The following is a 20,021-nucleotide window of genomic DNA, read 5'->3' on the forward strand; positions in this document are numbered from 1 at the left end:
TGCCATTGGCCGGAACTGCCCCCGAATACCCCCTGGGAAGCGTCCAAAACCGGGGCAATTGCATGTTTATATGTCCCCAATTAAGCGGGACGTCAGCGCTAGACCTGCCCGGGAAACAGCCACAGCAGGCTGGCCGTCATGGCCAGATAGCGCAGGAATTTGCCGATGGCCATATAGGCCACGCAAGGCCAGAACGGCAGCCGCAGCCATCCGGCCACGGCGCACAGCGGATCGCCCACCGCCGGCAGCCAGGACAGCAGCAGCGCCGGCGGTCCCATGCGGTGGATCCAGTCGTGGGCGCGCTCGTGCCAACGGCCGCGCATGCGTCGTTCGGCCGGCGCGTGCGGGTGGCGCTCTTTCCAGCGCTCGACCGCCTTCTCCGCGCCCAGGCCCATGGCATAGCTGATGGCCCCGCCAATGGTGTTGCCGGCGGTCGCCACCAGAATGGCGGGCCAGAACATGTCCGGCGACAGTTTCAGATAACCGAACACCGCCGGCTCGGACCCCAGCGGCAGCAGCGTGGCGGAAATCAACGACACCGCGAAGATCGCGGGCAGGCCGACCGAGGGCAAGGCCAGCAGGCCAAGCAACCAGTGGACGGCGGAGAGGAGGCTTTCTTCCATGATGCCAGCGAGTGTAGCCGCGCGCGGCCGCGGCCGTCCGGTGCGTGGCGAAAGCGCCTGAAAACCCTCGGAGACGCGGCTTTCCCTGCAATAATCGCGCTCACACCACGGCGCGCGGGCCTGCCCGCGCCCCGCCCTCTTTCCGCCCCAACCCTCGCGCAGTCCATGTCCACCGATTATCTGAAACGCATCCTGACCTCCAAGGTCTACGACGTCGCGGTCGAATCGCCGCTCGAAGCCGCGCCGCTGTTGTCGCAGCGCATGGCGAACACGATCCTGCTCAAGCGCGAGGACACCCAGGCCGTCTTCAGCTTCAAGCTGCGCGGGGCGTACAACAAGATGGCCAACCTGGCGCCGGCGGCGCGCAACCGCGGCGTGATCGCGGCCTCGGCCGGCAACCACGCCCAGGGCGTGGCGCTGGCCGCGTCCCGGCTCGGCTGCCGCGCGGTCATCGTCATGCCCACCACCAGCCCGCAGGTCAAGATCGACGCGGTGCGCCGGCTGGGCGGCGAAGTGGTGCTGGCCGGCGAAAGCTTCTCCGATGCCTACGCCCACGCGCAGACGCTGGAGAAAAAGGAAAAACTGACCTTCGTGCACCCCTTCGACGATCCCGATGTGATCGCGGGCCAGGGCACGGTCGGCATGGAGATCCTGCGCCAGCATCCCGGCCCGATCGACGCCATCTTCGTGGCCATCGGCGGAGGCGGCCTGATCGCCGGCGTGGCCGCCTACATCAAGCAGCTGCGCCCCGAGATCAAGATCATCGGCGTGCAGACCGAAGACTCCGACGCCATGCTGCGCAGCGTGCGCGCCGGCCGCCGCGTGCAGTTGAACGACGTAGGGCTGTTCTCCGATGGCACCGCGGTCAAGCTGGTCGGCGCCGAGACCTTCAAGCTCACCCGCAAATACGTCGATGATTTCGTCGTGGTGGACACCGATTCCATCTGCGCCGCCATCAAGGACGTGTTCCAGGACACCCGCAGCGTACTGGAGCCGGCCGGCGCCATGGCCGTGGCGGGCGCCAAGCAGTACGCCGCCGAACACAAGCTCAAGGACAAGACGCTGGTGGCCATCGCCTGCGGCGCCAACATGAACTTCGACCGCCTGCGTTTCGTGGCCGAACGCGCCGAGGTCGGCGAGATGCGCGAGGCCGTCTTCGCCGTCACCATGCCGGAACAGCGCGGCAGCTTCCGCCGCTTCTGCGAACTGGTCGGCGAGCGCAGCGTGACCGAATTCAATTACCGCATCTCCGATTCCGACCGCGCCCATGTCTTCGTCGGCCTGCAGGTTTCAGCGCCGACCGAACCCGACAGGATTGCCGGCCACTTCCGCCGCCATGGCTTCGATACGCTGGACCTGACGCACGACGAAATGGCCAAGACCCACTTGCGCCACATGGTCGGCGGCCGCTCGGCGCAGGCGCGCGACGAGTTGCTGTACCGCTTCGAATTTCCCGAGCGGCCGGGCGCGCTGATGCGCTTTCTGAACGCGATGAACCCGGAATGGAACATCAGCCTGTTCCACTACCGCAACCAGGGCGCCGACTACGGCCGCATCCTGATCGGCATCCAGGTGCCGCCGGCCGACAAGAAGCAATTCCGCAACTTCGTGGCCGAGCTCGGCTATCCGCACTGGAACGAGACCGACAACCCGGCCTACAAGCTGTTCCTGTAATTCCCGGTCCGGAAAGCGAGAGGGCCTCCAAACGGAGGCCCTGCCCTTCTTTGCTCAAGACCCGCCCGGCTGCAACCTGGAGGGGGGGTTCGCTGTCACTCGGCGGCTCACGGAGATGTGCCGCGCATTCAGCAAGGTGCAGCCAGGCCGGCGCCTGCGCTTAGAACCGGTGACGCAGACCCACCGCGAAGGCGGTGTCGCTGGCATCGCGCTGGAACGCGTAGTTGTCGGCGTAGGACGCATACGCATACAGGTTGGTGCGCTTGGTGAAGTCGTACGTGTAGCCCAGGCTGTAGACGTTGAAGGTCGCGTCGTCGCCGGTCAGCTTGTCGTTGCTCGGCGCGGCGCGCTGCCACGAGCCGAAGACAGCGTGGCGGCCCAGCGGCACGGTCGCGCCGATCATGTAGGAATTGGCGCGGAAGCCGTCGGCCAGCTTGAACGTGCCGAACTTCTGCATGCCGTCCGGCGTGGTGCCCATGTTCTGGCCTACGAACCAGCCGTCGCGAGTCTGGCCGAAAGCCGCCGCCACCTTGACCACCTCGAAGTCGTAGGTGCCGCCAATCAGGTACGACTGGATACGCGCGCTGGACTTGCCGCCGATGTTGTCATTGGACGGATTGAAGCGGTCATAGGCTGCCGCCAGGTTCAGCGGGCCGTTCAGGTATTGCACACCCGCGGTCAGCACACGGTTGTTGTTGCCCGTGGCAAAGCCGGTCTGGTGCTTTTCCTTGACGCCGTCTTCAACGCTGTCATCGGCGCTGAACGAATAGCCCACGCCGATCTTGAAGCCGTCCATGCTGGGGGTCTGGTACAGCACCATGTTGTCCAGGCGCATCGTGTTGGCGCTGCTGAACGTGGTGCCCAGGTTGGCGTTGTTGTAGCTGATCGAGAACGGGTCGATCGAGCCGAAGTACTTCGAGGCCAGGTTGGTCTGGCGGCCGAATTCCAGGCGGCCCCAGGAGTCGCTGTCCAGGCCCACGGTGGCCTGGCGGCCCCAGAGACGGCCGCTTTGCAGCGACTGGCCGTTCATCGGGCCGAAGCCGCCTTCCAGGTTGAACACGGCGCGCAAGCCATCGCCCAGGTCTTCCGAGCCGCGCAGGCCGAAGCGCGAACCGCTGCTCACGCCCTGCACGCCGGCGACGCGGCTTTGCGAATTGCCGTTGAATTTGACTTTTTCGTAGCCGATACCGGCGTCGATCAAGCCGTACAGCGTCACGGAGTCGGCAGCCTGCGCGGCACCGGCAAAGCCGGTCAGCAACGCGACAGCCAATAGCGTCTTTTTCATGAGAGTCCTCGAAATGGCAAGATAAAGGCAATCCGCATCCGTACGGCGGGTTCCGCTTCGGGCTGCGTGCCGCTACGAGAAAGCGAGCGGCGTCTGCACTGAATCTAGTGTCGGACCTGGAACAATTTGAAGTAATCCGAATTTCGAAGAACTACTTTCCATGGGTGGGATAATGCGCGGCGGCAACCGCTTCCACACCTCGAGGAACGCGCTTTAACGTCTTGATATCAAATGCGAATTGTTGCTCGCAATCGCGCCGCGACGGCCTCCGCGACGTGGCCCGGCGGGCCGGGCGATCGACATCACCTGTTGCGCGAGCCGCACAATTTTTGCGGCATAAACACCACATGCGAGGCCACACGCAGCCTCCCGCATCAAAGGCAAAACCCCTTGCAGGGGCTTATGCCTCCATGCGGCGCGGCCGTGACGACTCAGCGCCCCTTGGGCGGGTAGTCGAGTTCACCGAAGGTGTATTCGCCGCGGGCCTTGGCCTGGGCCAGTTCTTCGCGCACCTGCTCGCGCGTCTTGCCCATGGCCTGCGGGGCGGCGGCACGCGGCGGGTAATCCAGCTCGCCGCTGGTGACCTGGCCGGCGGCCTTGGCGCTTTGCAGCTCCTGCTGGACCTGTTCGCGCGTCAGGTTGGTCTGCTGGGGAATGGCGGGGGGGTAATCCTGTTCGCCGAACGTGACCTGGCCGGCGGCCTTGGCGGCCTGCAGTTCCTGCTGGACCTGTTCGCGGGTCTTGCCTTCGGCGTGGGCGGCGGACATGCCTGCGAGCGTTGCGGTAACCATGATTGCGGTAGCTAGGGCTTTCATTGCGTTGACTCCATCCTAAACCTGGCACACCGTCCGCCGCCAGGGCGACGGCGGCAATGTGTCAATTCGATTGCTGGGGTGAAGTATCTGGCGATCAGGTCCTAGTAAAAACCCTTATTTTGGTGAACATATTTGCATATGCGGGACAATTGCCGAGCACATACGTGGAACCTGCGCATCAATTGCGCAATGCCGACCTTGCTCCGATGTGATCCGCCGTCGTCCATTCAGCTACGCGCCAGCCATGTAAAGAAAAATGGGCGCAGCCGCGCCCCGAAGTTTCTTTGTCCTAACTAAATAGACATTTCCACTGCCGGGACAATAATTCCATTTATCATATGACTCTGCCAGAAATGGAATTGAAATCGAGGGCTCCATGGACATCCAGCTTAACGACATCGCGCTTTTCGTCGAGGTCGCCAAGCGCAAGAACTTCAGCCATGCCGCGGAAGCCTTGAATATTCCGACGTCCACGCTGTCACGCCGTGTCAGCGAACTCGAGCGCAGCGTAGGCATGCGGTTGCTCAACCGCAGCACCCGCAAGATCGACCTGACCGAAGCCGGCGCCATCTATTTCGAGCGGTGCCGGCACATCGTCGAAGAAGCCCGCATCGCCCACGATCAGTTGCTCGATATGGCGGTGCAGCCCAAGGGCCGCCTGCGCATCTCGCTGCCGACCAGCCTGGCGCAGTTGTTCCTGCCCGCCGTGATCCGCGAATTCCGCGAACAGCATCCGGATATCGAGTGCGATTTCGATCTGAGCATGCGGCCGATCGATCCCATCAGCAATCCATTCGACCTGATCCTTCGATTCGGGCAGCAACCCGATTCCAGCCTGATTTCACGCAAGATCGTGCTGATGGCCCACCAGCTGTATGCCTCGCCGGATTACCTGGCACGCCACGGCGAACCGCGGGTGCCGGCCGACCTGACGCATCACGAATGCCTGCGGCCGACGATGCGCGACGAGTCATCCTTCTGGATGCTTCATTCAGGCGACAAGGTCGAGCGCGTGCAGGTCTCCGGGCGGCTGTCCGCCAACAACGTCGGCATGCTGGGACGCCTGGCCGGCCAGGGGCTGGGTATCACGCCACTGCTGGTGTTCGATGCAATGGAGCGCGCGATCAAGCAGGCCGGACTGGTGCGGGTGCTGCCCGACTGGAGCCTGACGCCGCTGCCCCTGTTCGCCTTGCTGCCGTCCCGCATGCTGCCCGCCAAGACCAAGGCCTTCCTGGACTTCATCCAGCCGCGGCTGTCGGACGCCTGAGCCCTTTTCCTTCGGGCTCGCCGCCGCGTTTCAGACGGACGCGCTGTCGTACTGACAGACGGTGTACAAGGGCGTGCCGGTGGCCGCGATCTTGGCCGAACCGCCCAGCTCGGGCAGGTCGATGATGGCGGCGGCCTCGACCACGTTCGCACCCAGGCGCTGCAACAGCTTGATCGCCGCCAACATGGTGCCGCCGGTGGCGATCAGGTCATCCACCAGCAGGACGCGCTGCCCCGTGCGCACGGAGTCCGTGTGCATTTCGACGGCGGCATTGCCGTACTCCAGCGAGTATTCCTCGGCCACCGTGCGATAAGGCAGCTTGCCCTTCTTGCGCACCGGCACGAAACCCAGGTTGAGTTCATAGGCCAGCACGCTGCCGATGATGAAACCGCGCGCGTCCACGCCGGCCACCAGGTCCAGGCGCTGGCGCATGTAGCGGTAGACGAAGAGATCGATCAGCACCCGGAACGCACGAGGATCCTGCAGCACCGGCGTGATGTCCCGGAAAATGATGCCGGGTTGGGGCCAGTCTGGAACGCTGCGGATGGTGCGCCGGATGTACTCGGCGTTGTCGGTCTGCATGGAAGACGGCCCTGAAGAATTGAAGCAACGCGAACTATAACCGCGCAACCGCGCTTAAGCCAGGATTGCCATCGCCGATGACACGTCATGCAACTGTCCGCCGCGCAATATGCAACAGCGGTCGACGGCGCCGGCGGGCAATGCGGCGTGCGTCGCCAACACGACCGTGCGCCCCTGCACCGCCTGCCCCAGGTCGGCGAAGAACGCGGCTTCGGCCGCGCCGTCCAGGCCGGCCGTCGGCTCGTCCAGCACAATGACCTCTGCCGGCGACAGCAAGGCGCGCGCCAGACACAGACGCCGCGCCTGGCCGGCGGACAATTGCGAGCCGGTCTCGCCGGTCCAGGTATCCAGGCCGTCGGGCAGGCCCCGCACGAACTCCCCCAGCCGGGCCGCGTCAAGGGCGCGCCACAGCGTGGCATCGTCGGCCTGCGGATCGCCAATCAGCAGGTTGGTGCGCAACGTTCCCAGGAACACCGGCGCATCCTGCGACAGCAAGGCGATGCGTCGATGCCAGTCGGCCTGGGCGCAGGCGCGGGCGTCCACATCGGCGTAGCGCACCTGGCCCGCCAGCGGATCCTCCAGGCGCAACAGCAGGTGCAGCAAGGTGGACTTGCCCACGCCGCTTTCGCCCAGGATCGCCACCCGTTCGCCGGGCTCCACCCGCAGGCGCAGATCGCGCAGCAATGGCGCGGGCGGCTCCGCCGACCTGGCCGGATAGGCGAACGTCAGGTCCACCACTTCCAATGCGCCGCGTCGCGGCAGCGGACTGGGCGCGGCCGGATCGCGCATGTCGGGTTCGCGCTGCGCCACATCGCGGATGCGCTGCGCGGCCGACAGGGCCGACCCCATGCGCGAGGCCCCGCGCATGATGGGACCCGCCACTTCGAAAATGCCGATCACGGCCAGCAGCAGGCCCGCCAGCAGCGGCCCCTCCAGCACGCCGGCTTCATGCTGTGCCAGGCCGAACCACAGCAAGGCCACCAGCGACAGCCCCGCCGCCGCCTGCAGGAACCACTGTCCCCTGGCGGCCACCCGCGCCTGGCTGGCGCGCGCCCTGGCGCTGGTCTGGCACAGCCGTTCGAAATGCGCACGGGTCTGCGCCTGCGCGTGCAGCGCCACCATGTCGGCATGGCCATCGACCGCGTCCAGCGTCGCGGCGCGCAATCCGGCGGCGCTTTCCTGCGCCGCCGCGCCGGGCGCGCGCGCCGCCCGCAGCAGCCACAGCGGCACCAGCACGCAAACCGTCAGCAAGGCCAGCGCGAACACCAGCGCGGCCGCGGGCACCCAATAGCCCAGCACCGCCGTCAGCGCCGCGCCGGCCAGGATGGCGGTAGCCAGCGGCGCCAGCACGAACAGGAAGACGGTGTCCAGCGCATCGACATCGCCGGTCATGCGGGCCACCAGGTCGCCGCTGCGATAGCGCGCCAGCTGTCGTGGCGTCAACCGGATCAGCGCGGCGAACACCGCCGCGCGCAAATCCGCCAACAGGCGCAGCGTGGCCGCATGCCCGACCACGCGGTCGGCGTAGCGCGAAACGATCCGCAGGAACGACAGGCCGCGCACCAGCGCGGACGGCGCGAACAGGTTGAAGGCGCCCCCGGCGCCGGCCAGCGCCGCGCCGGTCAGGAACCAGCCCGACACGCCAAGCAGCCCCACGCCCGCGGCGACAGTCGCCAGGGCGCAGAACAACGCCAGCAGCAGCCCGCCCTTGCGGCGTGCGTAGAGCGGCAGGAGCAGCAATAGATTCTTCATGCGTCTTTCACTTGTGCATCGGCGATGCGCAGCACCCGCGGGAAACGCGCGGCGACCGCGGGCGAATGCGTGGCCAGCAACAGCGTCCGGCCGGCGGCGAATGCCAGGATCTCGTCCAGTACGCGCGCCTGTGTCGCCTCGTCCAGATGCGCGGTGGGTTCGTCCAGCAGGATCAGGCCCGGATCGCGCAGGAACAGCCGTGCCAGCGCGACGCGCTGCGCCTGACCGCCCGACAGGCCATGTCCGCGACTGCCCAACAGCGTGTCCAGCCCCTGCGGCAGTCCGGCGGCAAACTCCAGCACACAGGCACGGCGGGCGGCTTCCCGCAGCGCCGCGTCGTCGGCCTGCGGACGGCCCAGGCGGATGTTGTCGGCAATCGAGCCGGCCAGCAGTTGCGGCTTCTGCCCGATCAAGGCCACGCGCGCGCGCAAATCGGCCTCGCCCCACTGATCCAGGGGCACCCCGTCCAGACGGATGTCGCCCTGGGCGGGGCGCAGTCGCGCGATCGCTTCGATAAGGGTCGACTTGCCGATGCCGCTGGGGCCCATCAGCGCCACATGTTCACCCGGCGCCAGCGTCAGGGCCACATCGGCCAACACCGGCGACGGCCGGCCAGGTGCCGTCACCGTCAGGCCGGCCACCGTTGCCGCAGCGCCGCCCGGCGGGCGCGCCAGCGGCGCATCGGACGCGGGCGCGACGCCCTCCTCCCGCGGCAGGCCATCGAACAACGTGGCGATCTGCGACACGGCCGCCAACGCCGTGGCGCGGTCATGATAGTGCGCCGCGAACTGGCGCAGCGGCGCATAGACTTCGGGCGCCATCAGCAGGCAGAACAACCCGGCCTGCAGCGTGAAAGGCGACCAGCGCAGGTCCAGGAAACCCAGGTAGCTCAGGCCGATGTAGACGGCCACGCCCGCCACGCCGAGCGCGGCAAAGAACTCCAGCACCGCCGAGGAAAGAAAGGCGATGCGCAGCACGGACATGGTGCGCTGGCGCAACGCATCGCTGGCCGCGGCCACGGACGCCGCCTCGGCCTCGGCGCGACCGTACAGCTTGAGTGTCGACAGGCCGCGCATGCGGTCGGCGAAAAACCCCGACAGGCGGGCGAAAGCGCGCAAGTGGCGGCGGCTGGCGCCTTGCGCGCCCCAGCCCACCAACGCCATGAACAAGGGAATCAGCGGCGCAGTGATCAACAACACCAACCCGGCGATCACGTCGACCGGCAGCAGCAATACCGAAAACGCCACCGGCAGCAGCGCCGCCGCGGCCATGGCCGGCAGGTACTTGGCGAAAAAGCCGTCGAGCGCCTCGACCTGATCCACCAGCGCGCTGGCGATTTCACCCGAGGCCTGTCTGCGGCTCCAGTCAGGTCCTTTTTGCAGCAGGCGCGCAAACAGGGCCTGGCGCACATGGCGCTTGATGCGTTCGGCGGCGTCCGCCCCGGCGCGCTCACCCGCCCAGGTAATGCATGCACGCACCAGGATCAGGGCCACGATGGCCAGGATCTGCCCCAGCAACTCCTGGCGCGCGACGTGCCGGACGATGGCGGCATCCAGCACGCTGGCCAGCAGCCAGGCCTGCGCCACCAGCAGCGCGCCCGACACCAGGGGCGCGGCGCCGGCCAGCATCAGCGGGAGCCGCGCCACCCCGGCCAGCGCCATCAACCAGCGCGATTGCTCGCGCGGCGGCTTGCGCAGGCTGGCCGAGGGATCGTGCTCCAGGCTGCTCGCGCGGCCGTTCACTCGTCGTTGCGGTTGGCGCGCGGGTCATGCGAGTGACCTTCGCGCAGCTCGAACCACATTGCATTGAGGATGGCGAACGCACACGCCAATCCCAGGCCGAGTACCCATGAGAAATACCACATGGTGCAAACTCCTTGTCAGTATGAGTTGGGCGTGTCGCCCACGGATGCGTGGGTCACCTTGCCCCGCATCACGCGGTACACCCAGGCGGTGTAGAGCGTCACGATGGGCAGGAAGATGACGACGGCGATCACCATGATCCACAACGTCATGTGGCTGGAGGAGGCGTCCCAGACCGTCAGGCCCGCCTTCGGGTTGCTGGACGAGGGCATCAGGAACGGGAACAGCGAAAAGCCGACTGTCAGGATGATCCCGGCGATCGATACCGCCGAGGCCAGGAACGACAGCACATTGGCGCGCAGCGTCAACAGCAGCAGCACCAGCACGGCGCCGGCCACGCCCAACGCCGGCGCGATCCACATCAGCGGCCACTTGGCGTAGTTGGCCATCCAGGCGCCCGGCGCCACGGCGACCGTCTTGAGCATGGGGTCCGACGGCCCTTGCAGGTCGACAGTGCTGGTGATCGCATGGCCGCCCAGCTTGGCCACCCAGAAGCCGCCCGCGACGAACAGCGCCAGCGTCAGCAGCGCGCACAGGCGGCCCCAGTTACGGGCCCGCGACGACACCGGGTCCTCGGTGCGCCACGCCAGCAGCACGGCGCCGTGCATGGCCAGCATCAACACGCTCAACACGCCGCACAGCAGCGCGAAGGGCGTGAACAACTGGTAGAAATGGCCCTGGTACACCATGCGCAGCGCGTTGTCGTCGAACGTGAACGGCACGCCGAGGATGATGTTGCCCACGGCCACGCCAAACACCAGCGAGGCCACCACGCCCGAGAAGCACAGCACGCCGTCCCAACTGTTGCGCCAGCGCGTGCCTTCCATCTTGCTGCGGTACTTGAAACCGACCGGACGCAAGATCAGCGCGATCAGCGCCAGCATCATCGCCAGGTAGAAGCCCGAGAACGAAGCGGCATACAACAGCGGCCAGGCGGCGAAGATGGCGCCGCCCGCGGTGATCAGCCACACCTGGTTGCCTTCCCACACGGGGCCGACCACGTTGATCACCACGCGGCGTTCGGCATCGGTCTTGGCGACCACCGGCAACAGCGCGGCCACGCCCAGGTCGAAGCCGTCCATGACGGCAAAGCCGATCAGCAGCGCGCCCAGCAGCACCCACCAGACCACCCGCAAGGTGGCGTAGTCGAAAGGAATAAGGGTATCCATTGTTTCTCTCCCCTTAAGCGCGCACGGCGGCGTGGACGGGATCGGCGGCGGCGCTGGCCGGGGCCGGCGCGTCGGACTTCGGGCCCTTGCGCACGGCGTGCAGCATGACCTTCACGCCAATGATCAGCAGCGCGGTGTACAGCACCAGGAAGATCGTGAGGCTGATGGCCAGGTCGGCGATGGTCAGGCCCGATGCCGCGTAGTACGTCGGCAGCACGCCTTCGATCACCCATGGCTGGCGGCCATACTCGGCCACGAACCAGCCGCTCTCGATGGCGACCCAGGGCAGGGGCAGGCTCCACAGCGCCACCTTCAGCAGGCCGCGACGGCTGTCCAGGCGGCCGCGCGAGGCCAGCCAGAACGCCACGCCGAAGAACAGGATCAGGTACATGCCCACGGCCACCATGATGCGGAACGCCCAGAACAGCGGCGCCACGTTCGGCACGGTATCCACCGCGGCCTTCTTGATGTCTTCCTCGGTGACCTTGCTCATGTCTGGCTGGTAGCGCTTGACCAGCAGCGCGTAGCCGAGATCGGGCCAGGTGCGGTCGAACACCATGCGCGCGTCGACGTCCTTGGGATTGGCGCGTATCTTCTGCAGCGCATCGTACGCCACCATGCCGTCGCGAATGCGGTTCTCGGCCCGCAGGATCAGGTCGTTGATGCCCAGCAGCGGCGTCGTCAGCGAACGCGTGCCGATGATGCCCATGACGTAGGGGATCTCGATGGCGAAGTCGTTCTTGCGTTCGGCCTGGTTGGGCAGCGCGATCAGGTTGAAGGACGCGGGCGCCGGCTCGGTGTGCCACATGGATTCCATGGCCGCGATCTTCATCTTCTGGTGCTCGGTGGTGAGATAACCGCTTTCGTCACCCAGCACCACCACCGACAGCGCAGAAGCCAGGCCGAAGCTGGCGGCCACCGCCATCGAGCGCTTGGCCAGGTCGGTGTGGCGGCCCTTGAGCAGGTACCAGGCGCTGATCGCCATGACGAACATGGCGCCCGCGACGTAGCCCGCGCTGACCGTGTGCACGAACTTGGCCTGCGCCACCGGGTTGAAGATCACCGCGGCGAAGTCGGTCATTTCCATGCGCATGGTGTCGGGGTTGAACACCGCGCCCACCGGGTTCTGCATCCAGCCGTTGGCGATCAGGATCCATAGCGCCGAGAAGTTGGTGCCGAACGCCACCAGCCAGGTCACCACCAGGTGGCTGACCTTGGACATGCGGTTCCAGCCGAAGAAGAACAGGCCGACGAAGGTGGCTTCCAGGAAGAAGGCCATCAGCCCTTCGAGCGCCAGCGGCGCGCCGAAGATGTCGCCCACGTAGTGGCTGTAGTACGACCAGTTCATGCCGAACTGGAACTCCATGACCACGCCCGTGGCCACGCCCAGCGCGAAGTTGATGCCGAACAGGGTGCCCCAGAACATTGTCATCCGCTTCCAGATGGGGCGGCCAGTCATGACGTACACGCTCTCCATGATGGCCAGGATGAACGACAGGCCGAGCGTGAGGGGGACGAAGAGGAAGTGGTACAGCGCGGTCGCGGCAAACTGGAATCGCGACAGGTTGACGACGTCGAGATCAATCATTGAGGCGCTCCCTTGCAGGTGAGTAGCCACAGCAACCGGCATGGTTCCCAGGCCGACTCTGGCGCCATGATAAGGGCGTTGTATACAGCTTCATAGAGGTTTCCTGAAAAAAACGGGGCAGATCAAAAATCAACCCTTGCCCCGCAACTTGCCGGCGAAGCCCAGCACTTTCTGCACCTTCGAACCCAGTTTCATCAGGTTCTGCAGTGTCTCCGGCGGCAGACGTTGAACCTCATCGAACCATCCGGTGGACAGTTCGATGAGCTCCAGCATTTCGGTCATGCGCTGCTGGGCGTAGGCGCCATCGGGCCCGCTCGGGGGCTCGAGCAGCGTGTCGCGCAGCAGGGTCAGGGTGGGATCGATCTCGCGCTTGCGCTTTTCTTCCATGAGGATGCGGAAGATCTCCCACACATCCTTGGGGGTCTCGAAGTAGTCGCGGCGGTCGCCGACCTGGTGCACCAGCTTCACCAGGCGCCAGGACTGCAGTTCCTTCAGGCCCAGGCTGACGTTCGAGCGGGAAAAGCCGAGCGTTTCGGCGATGTCGTCGGCATGCAGGGGCTGGGGCGCCAGGAACAGCAAGGCGTAGATCTGGCCGACGGTGCGGTTCACGCCCCAACGGCTGCCCATTTCGCCGAAGTGCAGGACGAAACGTTCGTTTTGGGGGGTAAGCACCATGAGGAATCCAGGCCGACAAATGCAACGGCGCAAACATAAATAGTTACGCCGTTTTCAGAAATTCCTGAAATTATCGAACAAACTGTGCGAAAACACAAACCACACTCCCGGTGGGGGCAAGACCGCAAGCGCAGCGTATTCAACCGCTTTCGCCGTGGATTCAATCGGCGTTTGTTGCGGCCGAACGACGAAAAAAAGCCACCGGCCGGTGGGACGGTGGCGGGAAACAACGGGAAGCCGGGCGCCAAGCGCCCGGAAAAGCGGGAAGGTCAGCCGGCCTTGACGGTCACGGCGGCGGAAACGCGCTTGGCCTTGGCACGGGCCGCCGCGACGTCGCCCGCCACGGCCAGGCCCACGCCCATGCGGCGCTTGACGAAGGATTCGGGTTTGCCGAACAGGCGGATGTCGGTGCCGGGCTCGGCCAGGGCCTGCGCCACGTTGTGGAACGACACGGCCTGGGCGTCGACACCGCCATAGATGACGCTGCTGGCGCCGGGCTGGCGCAGCGAGGTGTCCACCGGCAGCCCCAGCAGGGCCCGGGCGTGCAGCTCGAATTCGTTCTGAGCCTGGGTGATCATGGTGACCATGCCCGTATCGTGCGGCCGCGGGCTCACTTCCGAAAACCAGACCTGGTCACCGGCCACGAAAAGTTCGACACCGAAGATGCCCAGCCCGCCCAATTCCGCCGTGACCGCCGACGCGATCTCGCGGGCCCGCGCCAGCGCGGCCGGCGACATGGGATGCGGCTGCCAGCTTTCGACATAGTCGCCGTCGACCTGCTTGTGGCCGATCGGCTCGCAATAGCGGGTCTCGACCTGGCCGTCGGCGCCGCGCGCCCGGACGGTCAACAGGGTGATCTCGTAGTCGAAGCGAATGAATCCCTCGACGATGGCGCGGCCGCCCCCGACCCGGCCGCCTTCCTGGGCGTAGCGCCAGGCGGACGCGACCTCTTCGGGCGCCTTGATGAGGGACTGGCCCTTGCCGGACGAGGACATGACCGGCTTGATGACGCAGGGATAGCCGATGCCGCCATCGATGGCCTGGCGCAACTCGTCTTCCGTGTCGACGAAGGCATAGGGCGACGTGGGCAGGCCCAGGGTCTCGGCCGCCAGGCGGCGGATGCCCTCGCGGTTCATGGTCAGTTGCGCCGCCCGGGCGGTCGGCGTGACCCGCGCCACGCCGGCCGATTCGAGCTGCACCAGCAAATTGGTGGCAATGGCCTCGATTTCGGGGACAATAACGTGCGGCTGCTCCTGCCGGATGACCTTTTCCAGGGCTTCGGGATCCGTCATCGACACCACGTGCGCGCGATGCGCCACCTGGTGTCCGGGCGCGTCCGCATACCGGTCCACCGCAATGACTTCCACGCCCAGCCGCTGCAGGGCGATGATGACCTCTTTGCCCAGTTCGCCCGACCCGAGCAGCATGACGCGGGTGGCCAGGGGGGACAGGGGCGTGCCGAGGACGGGACTGGGAATGCTGGACATGGAGCGGGCCTGGAAAGGAAAGAGTGATAGCCGGATGAAAGAGCCGCCAGGATGCCATACCCCCCAGCCCGGGGCAAACCCGCAACCTGATATTAAAATCCCCTGATGACCGACCATCCCACCACATCGTCCGAGACCGCGCTGGCATCTGCGCGCAGGACGTTGCAAATCGAAAGCCAGGGCATCCTGGACCTGTCCGCCCGGCTCGACGACAGCTTCGCGCAGGTCGTCGCCATGCTGCTGGCCTGCCGCGGCCGCGTCGTGGTCAGCGGCATCGGCAAGACCGGCCATGTGGCCCGCAAGATCGCGGCGACGCTGGCCTCCACCGGCACGCCCGCCTTCTTCGTGCACGCCGCCGAGGCGGTGCACGGCGACCTGGGCATGATCACCCGCGACGACGTCCTGATCGCCATTTCGTACTCCGGCTCCGGCCAGGAATTGCTGACCATCCTGCCTGTCGCCCGCCGCATGGGCGCGGGCCTGGTCGCCATCACGGGCAATCCGCAGTCCGAACTGGCCCTGCTGGCCGATGTCCACCTGGACGCCAGCGTGGCCCAGGAAGCGTGCCCCCTGAACCTGGCGCCCACTGCCAGCACCACGGCCGCCCTGGCGCTGGGCGACGCCCTGGCGGTGGCCTGCCTCGAAGCGCGCGGCTTCGGCCCGCAGGATTTCGCCCGCTCGCATCCTGGCGGCGCCCTCGGCCGCCGCCTGCTGACCCACGTGCGCAACGTCATGCGCCAGGGCGACGCCCTGCCCGTGGTGGCCCTGGGCACGCCGGTGGCGCAGGCACTCGAGGTCATGTCCGCCAAAGGCATGGGCATGACGGTCGTATGCGACCCGCAGCGCCGCCCCGTGGGCATCTTCACCGACGGCGACCTGCGTCGCCTGATCGCGCGCTACGGCGACATCCGCAGCCTGAACGTCGAGGCCGGCATGACACGCTCGCCGCGCAGCATCAACCCGGACGCGCTGGCCGTCGAGGCCGCGCGCCAGATGGACGAACTGCGGCTCAATCACATGCTGGTGCTGGATGCCGATGGCAGCCTGCTCGGCGCCCTGCACATGCACGACCTGATGGCCGCCAAAGTGGTATGACTATGACTCTTCCTCCCTCGATCACCCACCCCGCCGAAGCGCTGGTCCTGGCCCGCATCCCGCCGGGCGTGCGCGAACGCGCCGCCGCCGTGCGCCTGATGGTCTTCGACGTGGACGGCGTGCTCACCGACGGCAGCCTGTATTACGGGGAAAGCGGCGAAGTGCAGAAACGCTTCCATGCGCTGGACGGCCACGGGCTGCGCCTGCTGATGGAAGGCGGCCTGAAGGTCGCTCTGATGACCGGCCGCTCCGGCCCGATCGTGGCGCGCCGCGCCGCCGAACTGGGCATTTCCGAGATCATGCAGGGCGTGCGCGACAAGGGTGCCGCATTGGCCGAACTTGCGCAGCGCAGCGCGGTCCAACTGAACCAGACCGGCTACATGGGCGACGACATCATCGACCTGCCGGCAATGCAACGCGCGGGCTTCGCCGCCAGCGTGCCGAATGCGCCGGGCTATGTCAGCCAGGCGGCCCACTGGATCGCCACGCAACCTGGCGGCGGTGGCGCGGTCCGCGAGTGCTGCGACCTGCTGCTGGCTTCCCAGGGCCGGCTGGGCGGATTCCTGGCCGCGCCGGGGCTGCTCGGCCCGGGCGCCATCCAGTAAGCGCGCCCCCAACCTCGCTTCGCACACCTGATGAAAGATCGTTTCCCTTCCCTGATCGCGCTGTTCCTGCTGCTGGTGCTGGTCGCCAGCACGTATTGGGCCGCCGACTACGCGCAACGGGCCATCCAGACGGATCCGCCGCGCCGCGTCACGCACGAAATGGACGCCTGGTCGCGCAATTTCGTGATGCTGCGCACCGACCCGACCGGTCGCCCCATCAACCGGCTGGAAGGCGATTACGCCGAGCATTTCCCCGACGACGATTCGTACCACATCACCCAACCGCGGGCCGTCGGCCAGCGCGAAGCCAGCCCCATCACCGTGGGCGTGTCCAAGACCGCCGTCATGGAACAGGGCGGCAAGCGCATCGTCATGAATGGCGACGCCCACGTGCACCGCCAGCCCGACGCCAACAACGACGTGCTGGACGTGCGCAGCCAACAGCTGATCCTGCTGCCCGACGAAGACGTGGTGTACACCGACCTGCCGGCCGAGGTCATCAAGGGACGCTCGCGCATGAACGGCAAGGGTATGCACTACAACAACAAGACACGCCAACTGCAGGTATCGGCCTCCACGGACGTGGAGATCGCCGGCTCGGAGAACAAGCCGCGCCGCCAGGCCGACAGCCCTGCCAACACCTCTGACCAGAAGAAACCATGACCGACTTCCGGATTCGCATTGCCCCCACCACGCGCCTGCTGGGCGCGGTGCTGTTGATGGCATCGGCGGTTGCGCCGGCGCTCGCCGCCGACCCCAAGCCGGCCGCCGGCGCAAGCAAGACCGCGCCCGCCGAGGAACCCACCACCACGATCCTGTCGGATACGCTGCACTACGACGACGTGAAAAAGCAGAGCGTCTTCACGGGCAACGTCAACATGACGCGCGGCCTGATGACGCTCACCTCCGACAATCTGGAAATGCGCGAAGACGCCGCGGGCAACCAGTACGGCACGGCGACCGCCAACAAGGGCAAGGTCGTGACCATCCGCCAGGAACGTCCCGAGAACTTCGAACTGATCGAAGGCAAGGGCCTGCGCGCCGAATACGACGGCACCAAGAGCACCTTCGACCTGATCGGCCAGGCCGTGGTGGTGCGCTATGTCTGTGGCAAGCCGTTTGACACGATTCGCGGCGACCGGGTGCGCTACAACGAGAAAAGCGGCACCTACGAGGCCCAGGGAGGCCCGAACTCGTCGGCCGCCGGCGGTCGGGTGCGCTCGGTGGCCGAGCCGCGCGCCAAGTCCGATGCCGCGATCGCCGAGTGCCGCAAGCAGCAAGAATCGAAGAAGGGGCGCTGAAGCGCCTCCCACGTTATCCACACGCAGCCACGATGAACCAACCCTCTGTGCAGACTCCCGTGACCTCCGCCCCTTCGGGCGTCAAGCAGGGCAGCCTGCGCGCAACCGGCTTGCGCAAGACCTACAACGGCCGCACCGTGGTGCAGGACGTGTCCCTGTCCGTCTCCAGCGGCGAAGTGGTCGGCCTGCTCGGCCCCAACGGCGCGGGCAAGACCACCAGCTTCTACATGATCGTCGGGCTGGTGCCGGCCGACGCCGGCCGCATCGAGATCGACGGCTCGGTGATCACCGCGATGCCGATCCACAAGCGCGCCCGCATGGGACTGTCGTACCTGCCCCAGGACGCCTCGGTGTTCCGGCGCCTGACGGTCGAGCAGAACATCCGCGCCGTGCTCGAATTGCAATTGGGGCCGGACGGCCGCGCGCTGTCCACGCCCAAGATCAATGAACAGATGGAACTGCTGCTCGAAGAGCTGCAGATCGGCCATATCCGCAGCAACGCCGCCATCTCGCTGTCGGGCGGCGAGCGCCGCCGGGTCGAAATCGCGCGCGCGCTGGCCACCAGCCCGCGCTTCATCCTTCTGGACGAGCCCTTCGCGGGCGTGGACCCGATCGCCGTGATCGAGATCCAGCGCATCGTGCGTTTCCTGAAGGGCCGCGGCATCGGCGTGCTGATCACCGACCACAACGTGCGCGAAACGCTGGGCATCTGCGACCGCGCCTACATCATCAGCGAAGGCAAGGTGCTGACCGACGGTCACCCCGACGAAATCGTCGGCGATCCGGCCGTTCGGCGCGTCTACCTGGGCGAACACTTCCGCATGTAACACCCCGATTGGGGAAAGTCCCAGGGTCCGCGACGGCCCCTGGGGCACGCCCCTGGGCGGCCGCCATGAAAGTGCCATGAACTTGCGCTAGGTCAGCTTGTTTTATCGGCCCGAGTCTATACACTAGTATCAAACGAACCCCTCGAACAAGGAGAACGCCTAACGACCCCACCGCGCCTTCCGCGCACCATTTTTTCCTCTTTTAGAAGGAGAGCACACTATGAACCTGAGCATCTGCGGTCGTCACCTCGACGTCACCCCGGCCATCCGGGAATATGTCATGAACAAACTGGCGCGAGTGCTGCGGCATTTCGATCACGTCATCGATACCCAGGTCATGCTCTCAGTAGAGCCCCTGCGGCACAGAGCCGAAATCACCATGCGTCTTAGTGGCAAGGACATTCATTGTGAAGCAACCGATGAAAACCTCTACGCCGCGATCGACCTTCTTGCTGACAAAGTCGACCGTCAGGTCATCAAGCACAAGGACAAGGTACGAAGCCACTCGGCAGAGTCCGTGAAGCGGCAAGCGGCGAGCCTCTCGCCAACCCAGTAACAACGCGCTTCATGATCCGCTCGCCGTGCGAGCCAGGAAACAGCAATCGTTGAATCCTGCCTAAGTCCCGGTGTCCCGCTAGACGCATCGTCCAGCCGGGGCATCGGCAAACTCCCTCCCTCAGTTCCCTTCTCCTTGTCCCCCGATTCCCCGGCACATGGCCGCGGAGCGCCGTGTACTCCCCGAATATCCGCTCGCAGCGAGCACGCCATACCGTGCTGGTATACCTACCTGCGCACGAAGAATGCCCACAACGCGGCGCTATCGGTCTATGCTGTCGCTCTCGTGCCGGGAGCGGCGGCCTGATCCAGGAGGGTGCGGACCGCCAGGAAAGTGCCTCCCACCGGAGTTTTTTTGCAGTGCGTCATATAACCCTATAATGACCCGATGAATCATTTGTCGCGCATCCTTCCCGCCGGCAACGTCGTCCTCGATATGCTCGCTACGAGCAAGAAACGCGCGTTCGAACAGGCTGGCCTCCTCTTTGAAAACAACCACGGCTTGGCACGCGCGCTCGTGTTCGACAGCCTGTTTGCACGGGAACGCCTGGGCTCGACGGCACTGGGCCAGGGCGTTGCCGTGCCGCACGGCCGGGTCAAGGGCCTGGAGCAGGCGCTGGCCGCCTTCATCCGCCTGGCGCAGCCCATCACGTTCGACGCACCGGACGGCCAGCCGGTCTCGATGCTGCTCTGTCTGCTGGTGCCGGAAACCGCCACGCAACAACACCTGGACATCCTGGCCGAACTGGCGCAACTGATGTCCAACAAGGCCCTGCGCGAGGCCCTGGCCACCGAGCCGGATCCGGCCGTCGTGCACAAGATGCTCACCACCGGCCAACTCTGACCCTCGCGGAAACGC

The 20,021-nt window shown here is 66.2% G+C and carries 21 protein-coding genes; 9 read left to right on the forward strand and 12 right to left on the reverse strand.

Annotated elements, in window-relative coordinates:
• Window positions 1–98: 98 nt before the first annotated feature.
• A complete protein-coding gene (locus tag ACVN9Z_RS05490; protein WP_020925988.1) occupies window positions 99–623 on the reverse strand; it encodes a YqaA family protein in 525 nt (174 codons plus the stop codon).
• Between the two features lie 165 nt (window positions 624–788).
• Here ACVN9Z_RS05490 and ilvA point away from each other — a divergent pair, with 165 nt between their 5' ends.
• Window positions 789–2,297 (forward strand): threonine ammonia-lyase, biosynthetic, encoded by a 1,509-nt coding sequence (ilvA, locus tag ACVN9Z_RS05495; protein WP_006389900.1) that lies wholly within the window; start codon window positions 789–791, stop codon window positions 2,295–2,297.
• Between the two features lie 160 nt (window positions 2,298–2,457).
• Here ilvA and ACVN9Z_RS05500 read toward each other — a convergent pair whose 3' ends face one another.
• The 3 genes from ACVN9Z_RS05500 to ACVN9Z_RS05510 all read right to left on the reverse strand — a co-directional run bounded on the left by ACVN9Z_RS05500 (window position 2,458) and on the right by ACVN9Z_RS05510 (window position 4,624).
• The gene (locus tag ACVN9Z_RS05500; RefSeq protein ID WP_241072078.1) at window positions 2,458–3,582 is read right to left on the reverse strand and encodes a porin; all 1,125 of its coding nucleotides are present in this window, start codon (window positions 3,580–3,582) and stop codon (window positions 2,458–2,460) included.
• Between the two features lie 431 nt (window positions 3,583–4,013).
• The gene (locus ACVN9Z_RS05505; protein WP_045952948.1) at window positions 4,014–4,397 is read right to left on the reverse strand and encodes a DUF4148 domain-containing protein; all 384 of its coding nucleotides are present in this window, start codon (window positions 4,395–4,397) and stop codon (window positions 4,014–4,016) included.
• Between the two features lie 101 nt (window positions 4,398–4,498).
• Entirely contained in the window at window positions 4,499–4,624 is a 126-nt protein-coding gene (locus tag ACVN9Z_RS05510) for a hypothetical protein (RefSeq protein ID WP_458213217.1), read from the reverse strand.
• Window positions 4,625–4,773: 149 nt separating this feature from the next.
• On the opposite strand from ACVN9Z_RS05510, the gene ACVN9Z_RS05515 reads away from it, so the two are divergent.
• Window positions 4,774–5,664 (forward strand): LysR family transcriptional regulator, encoded by an 891-nt coding sequence (locus ACVN9Z_RS05515; RefSeq protein ID WP_006389897.1) that lies wholly within the window; start codon window positions 4,774–4,776, stop codon window positions 5,662–5,664.
• 30 nt (window positions 5,665–5,694) lie between these two features.
• Here ACVN9Z_RS05515 and ACVN9Z_RS05520 read toward each other — a convergent pair whose 3' ends face one another.
• From ACVN9Z_RS05520 to purT, 8 genes are all read right to left on the reverse strand, one after another.
• A complete protein-coding gene (locus tag ACVN9Z_RS05520; RefSeq protein ID WP_006389896.1) occupies window positions 5,695–6,246 on the reverse strand; it encodes an adenine phosphoribosyltransferase in 552 nt (183 codons plus the stop codon).
• 54 nt (window positions 6,247–6,300) lie between these two features.
• A complete protein-coding gene (gene cydC, locus ACVN9Z_RS05525) occupies window positions 6,301–7,998 on the reverse strand; it encodes a thiol reductant ABC exporter subunit CydC (protein ID WP_070780689.1) in 1,698 nt (565 codons plus the stop codon).
• On the reverse strand, window positions 7,995–9,740 hold the full coding sequence (gene cydD, locus ACVN9Z_RS05530; RefSeq protein WP_024070661.1) for a thiol reductant ABC exporter subunit CydD: 1,746 nt from the start codon (window positions 9,738–9,740) through the stop codon (window positions 7,995–7,997). The genes cydC and cydD overlap by 4 nt, the downstream gene beginning before the upstream one ends.
• The gene (gene cydX, locus ACVN9Z_RS05535) at window positions 9,737–9,862 is read right to left on the reverse strand and encodes a cytochrome bd-I oxidase subunit CydX (protein ID WP_024070662.1); all 126 of its coding nucleotides are present in this window, start codon (window positions 9,860–9,862) and stop codon (window positions 9,737–9,739) included. The genes cydD and cydX overlap by 4 nt, the downstream gene beginning before the upstream one ends.
• A gap of 15 nt (window positions 9,863–9,877) precedes the next feature.
• The gene (gene cydB, locus ACVN9Z_RS05540; RefSeq protein ID WP_006389892.1) at window positions 9,878–11,029 is read right to left on the reverse strand and encodes a cytochrome d ubiquinol oxidase subunit II; all 1,152 of its coding nucleotides are present in this window, start codon (window positions 11,027–11,029) and stop codon (window positions 9,878–9,880) included.
• 13 nt (window positions 11,030–11,042) lie between these two features.
• Window positions 11,043–12,617: a cytochrome ubiquinol oxidase subunit I gene (locus ACVN9Z_RS05545; protein WP_006389891.1), complete on the reverse strand. Its 1,575-nt coding sequence runs from the start codon at window positions 12,615–12,617 to the stop codon at window positions 11,043–11,045.
• Between the two features lie 129 nt (window positions 12,618–12,746).
• Window positions 12,747–13,292, reverse strand: coding sequence for a GbsR/MarR family transcriptional regulator (locus ACVN9Z_RS05550; protein WP_020925982.1), 546 nt, complete (start codon window positions 13,290–13,292; stop codon window positions 12,747–12,749).
• Window positions 13,293–13,561: 269 nt separating this feature from the next.
• The gene (gene purT, locus ACVN9Z_RS05555; protein ID WP_006389889.1) at window positions 13,562–14,779 is read right to left on the reverse strand and encodes a formate-dependent phosphoribosylglycinamide formyltransferase; all 1,218 of its coding nucleotides are present in this window, start codon (window positions 14,777–14,779) and stop codon (window positions 13,562–13,564) included.
• Between the two features lie 105 nt (window positions 14,780–14,884).
• Between purT and ACVN9Z_RS05560 the strand changes: the two genes are divergently transcribed.
• The 7 genes from ACVN9Z_RS05560 (at window position 14,885) to ACVN9Z_RS05590 (ending at window position 20,006) form a co-directional block, all read left to right on the forward strand.
• Window positions 14,885–15,874, forward strand: coding sequence for a KpsF/GutQ family sugar-phosphate isomerase (locus ACVN9Z_RS05560; RefSeq protein WP_006389888.1), 990 nt, complete (start codon window positions 14,885–14,887; stop codon window positions 15,872–15,874).
• A complete protein-coding gene (locus ACVN9Z_RS05565; RefSeq protein WP_006389886.1) occupies window positions 15,871–16,479 on the forward strand; it encodes a KdsC family phosphatase in 609 nt (202 codons plus the stop codon). Before ACVN9Z_RS05560 ends, ACVN9Z_RS05565 begins: the two co-directional genes overlap by 4 nt.
• Before the next feature lie 30 nt (window positions 16,480–16,509).
• Window positions 16,510–17,142 (forward strand): LPS export ABC transporter periplasmic protein LptC, encoded by a 633-nt coding sequence (gene lptC / locus ACVN9Z_RS05570; protein WP_006389885.1) that lies wholly within the window; start codon window positions 16,510–16,512, stop codon window positions 17,140–17,142.
• Window positions 17,139–17,780, forward strand: a complete 642-nt coding sequence (gene lptA / locus ACVN9Z_RS05575) for a lipopolysaccharide transport periplasmic protein LptA (RefSeq protein WP_006389884.1) — start codon at window positions 17,139–17,141, stop codon at window positions 17,778–17,780. The genes lptC and lptA overlap by 4 nt, the downstream gene beginning before the upstream one ends.
• A gap of 32 nt (window positions 17,781–17,812) precedes the next feature.
• Complete coding sequence (lptB, locus tag ACVN9Z_RS05580) at window positions 17,813–18,607, forward strand: LPS export ABC transporter ATP-binding protein (RefSeq protein WP_076469712.1); 795 nt, start codon at window positions 17,813–17,815, stop codon at window positions 18,605–18,607.
• A 220-nt stretch (window positions 18,608–18,827) separates the two neighbouring features.
• Window positions 18,828–19,163: a ribosome hibernation-promoting factor, HPF/YfiA family gene (hpf, locus tag ACVN9Z_RS05585; protein ID WP_006389882.1), complete on the forward strand. Its 336-nt coding sequence runs from the start codon at window positions 18,828–18,830 to the stop codon at window positions 19,161–19,163.
• Window positions 19,164–19,550: 387 nt separating this feature from the next.
• The gene (locus tag ACVN9Z_RS05590; protein ID WP_006389881.1) at window positions 19,551–20,006 is read left to right on the forward strand and encodes a PTS sugar transporter subunit IIA; all 456 of its coding nucleotides are present in this window, start codon (window positions 19,551–19,553) and stop codon (window positions 20,004–20,006) included.
• Window positions 20,007–20,021: the final 15 nt, after the last annotated feature.

The sequence above is a fragment of the Achromobacter sp. KK8 genome, from assembly GCF_054188005.1.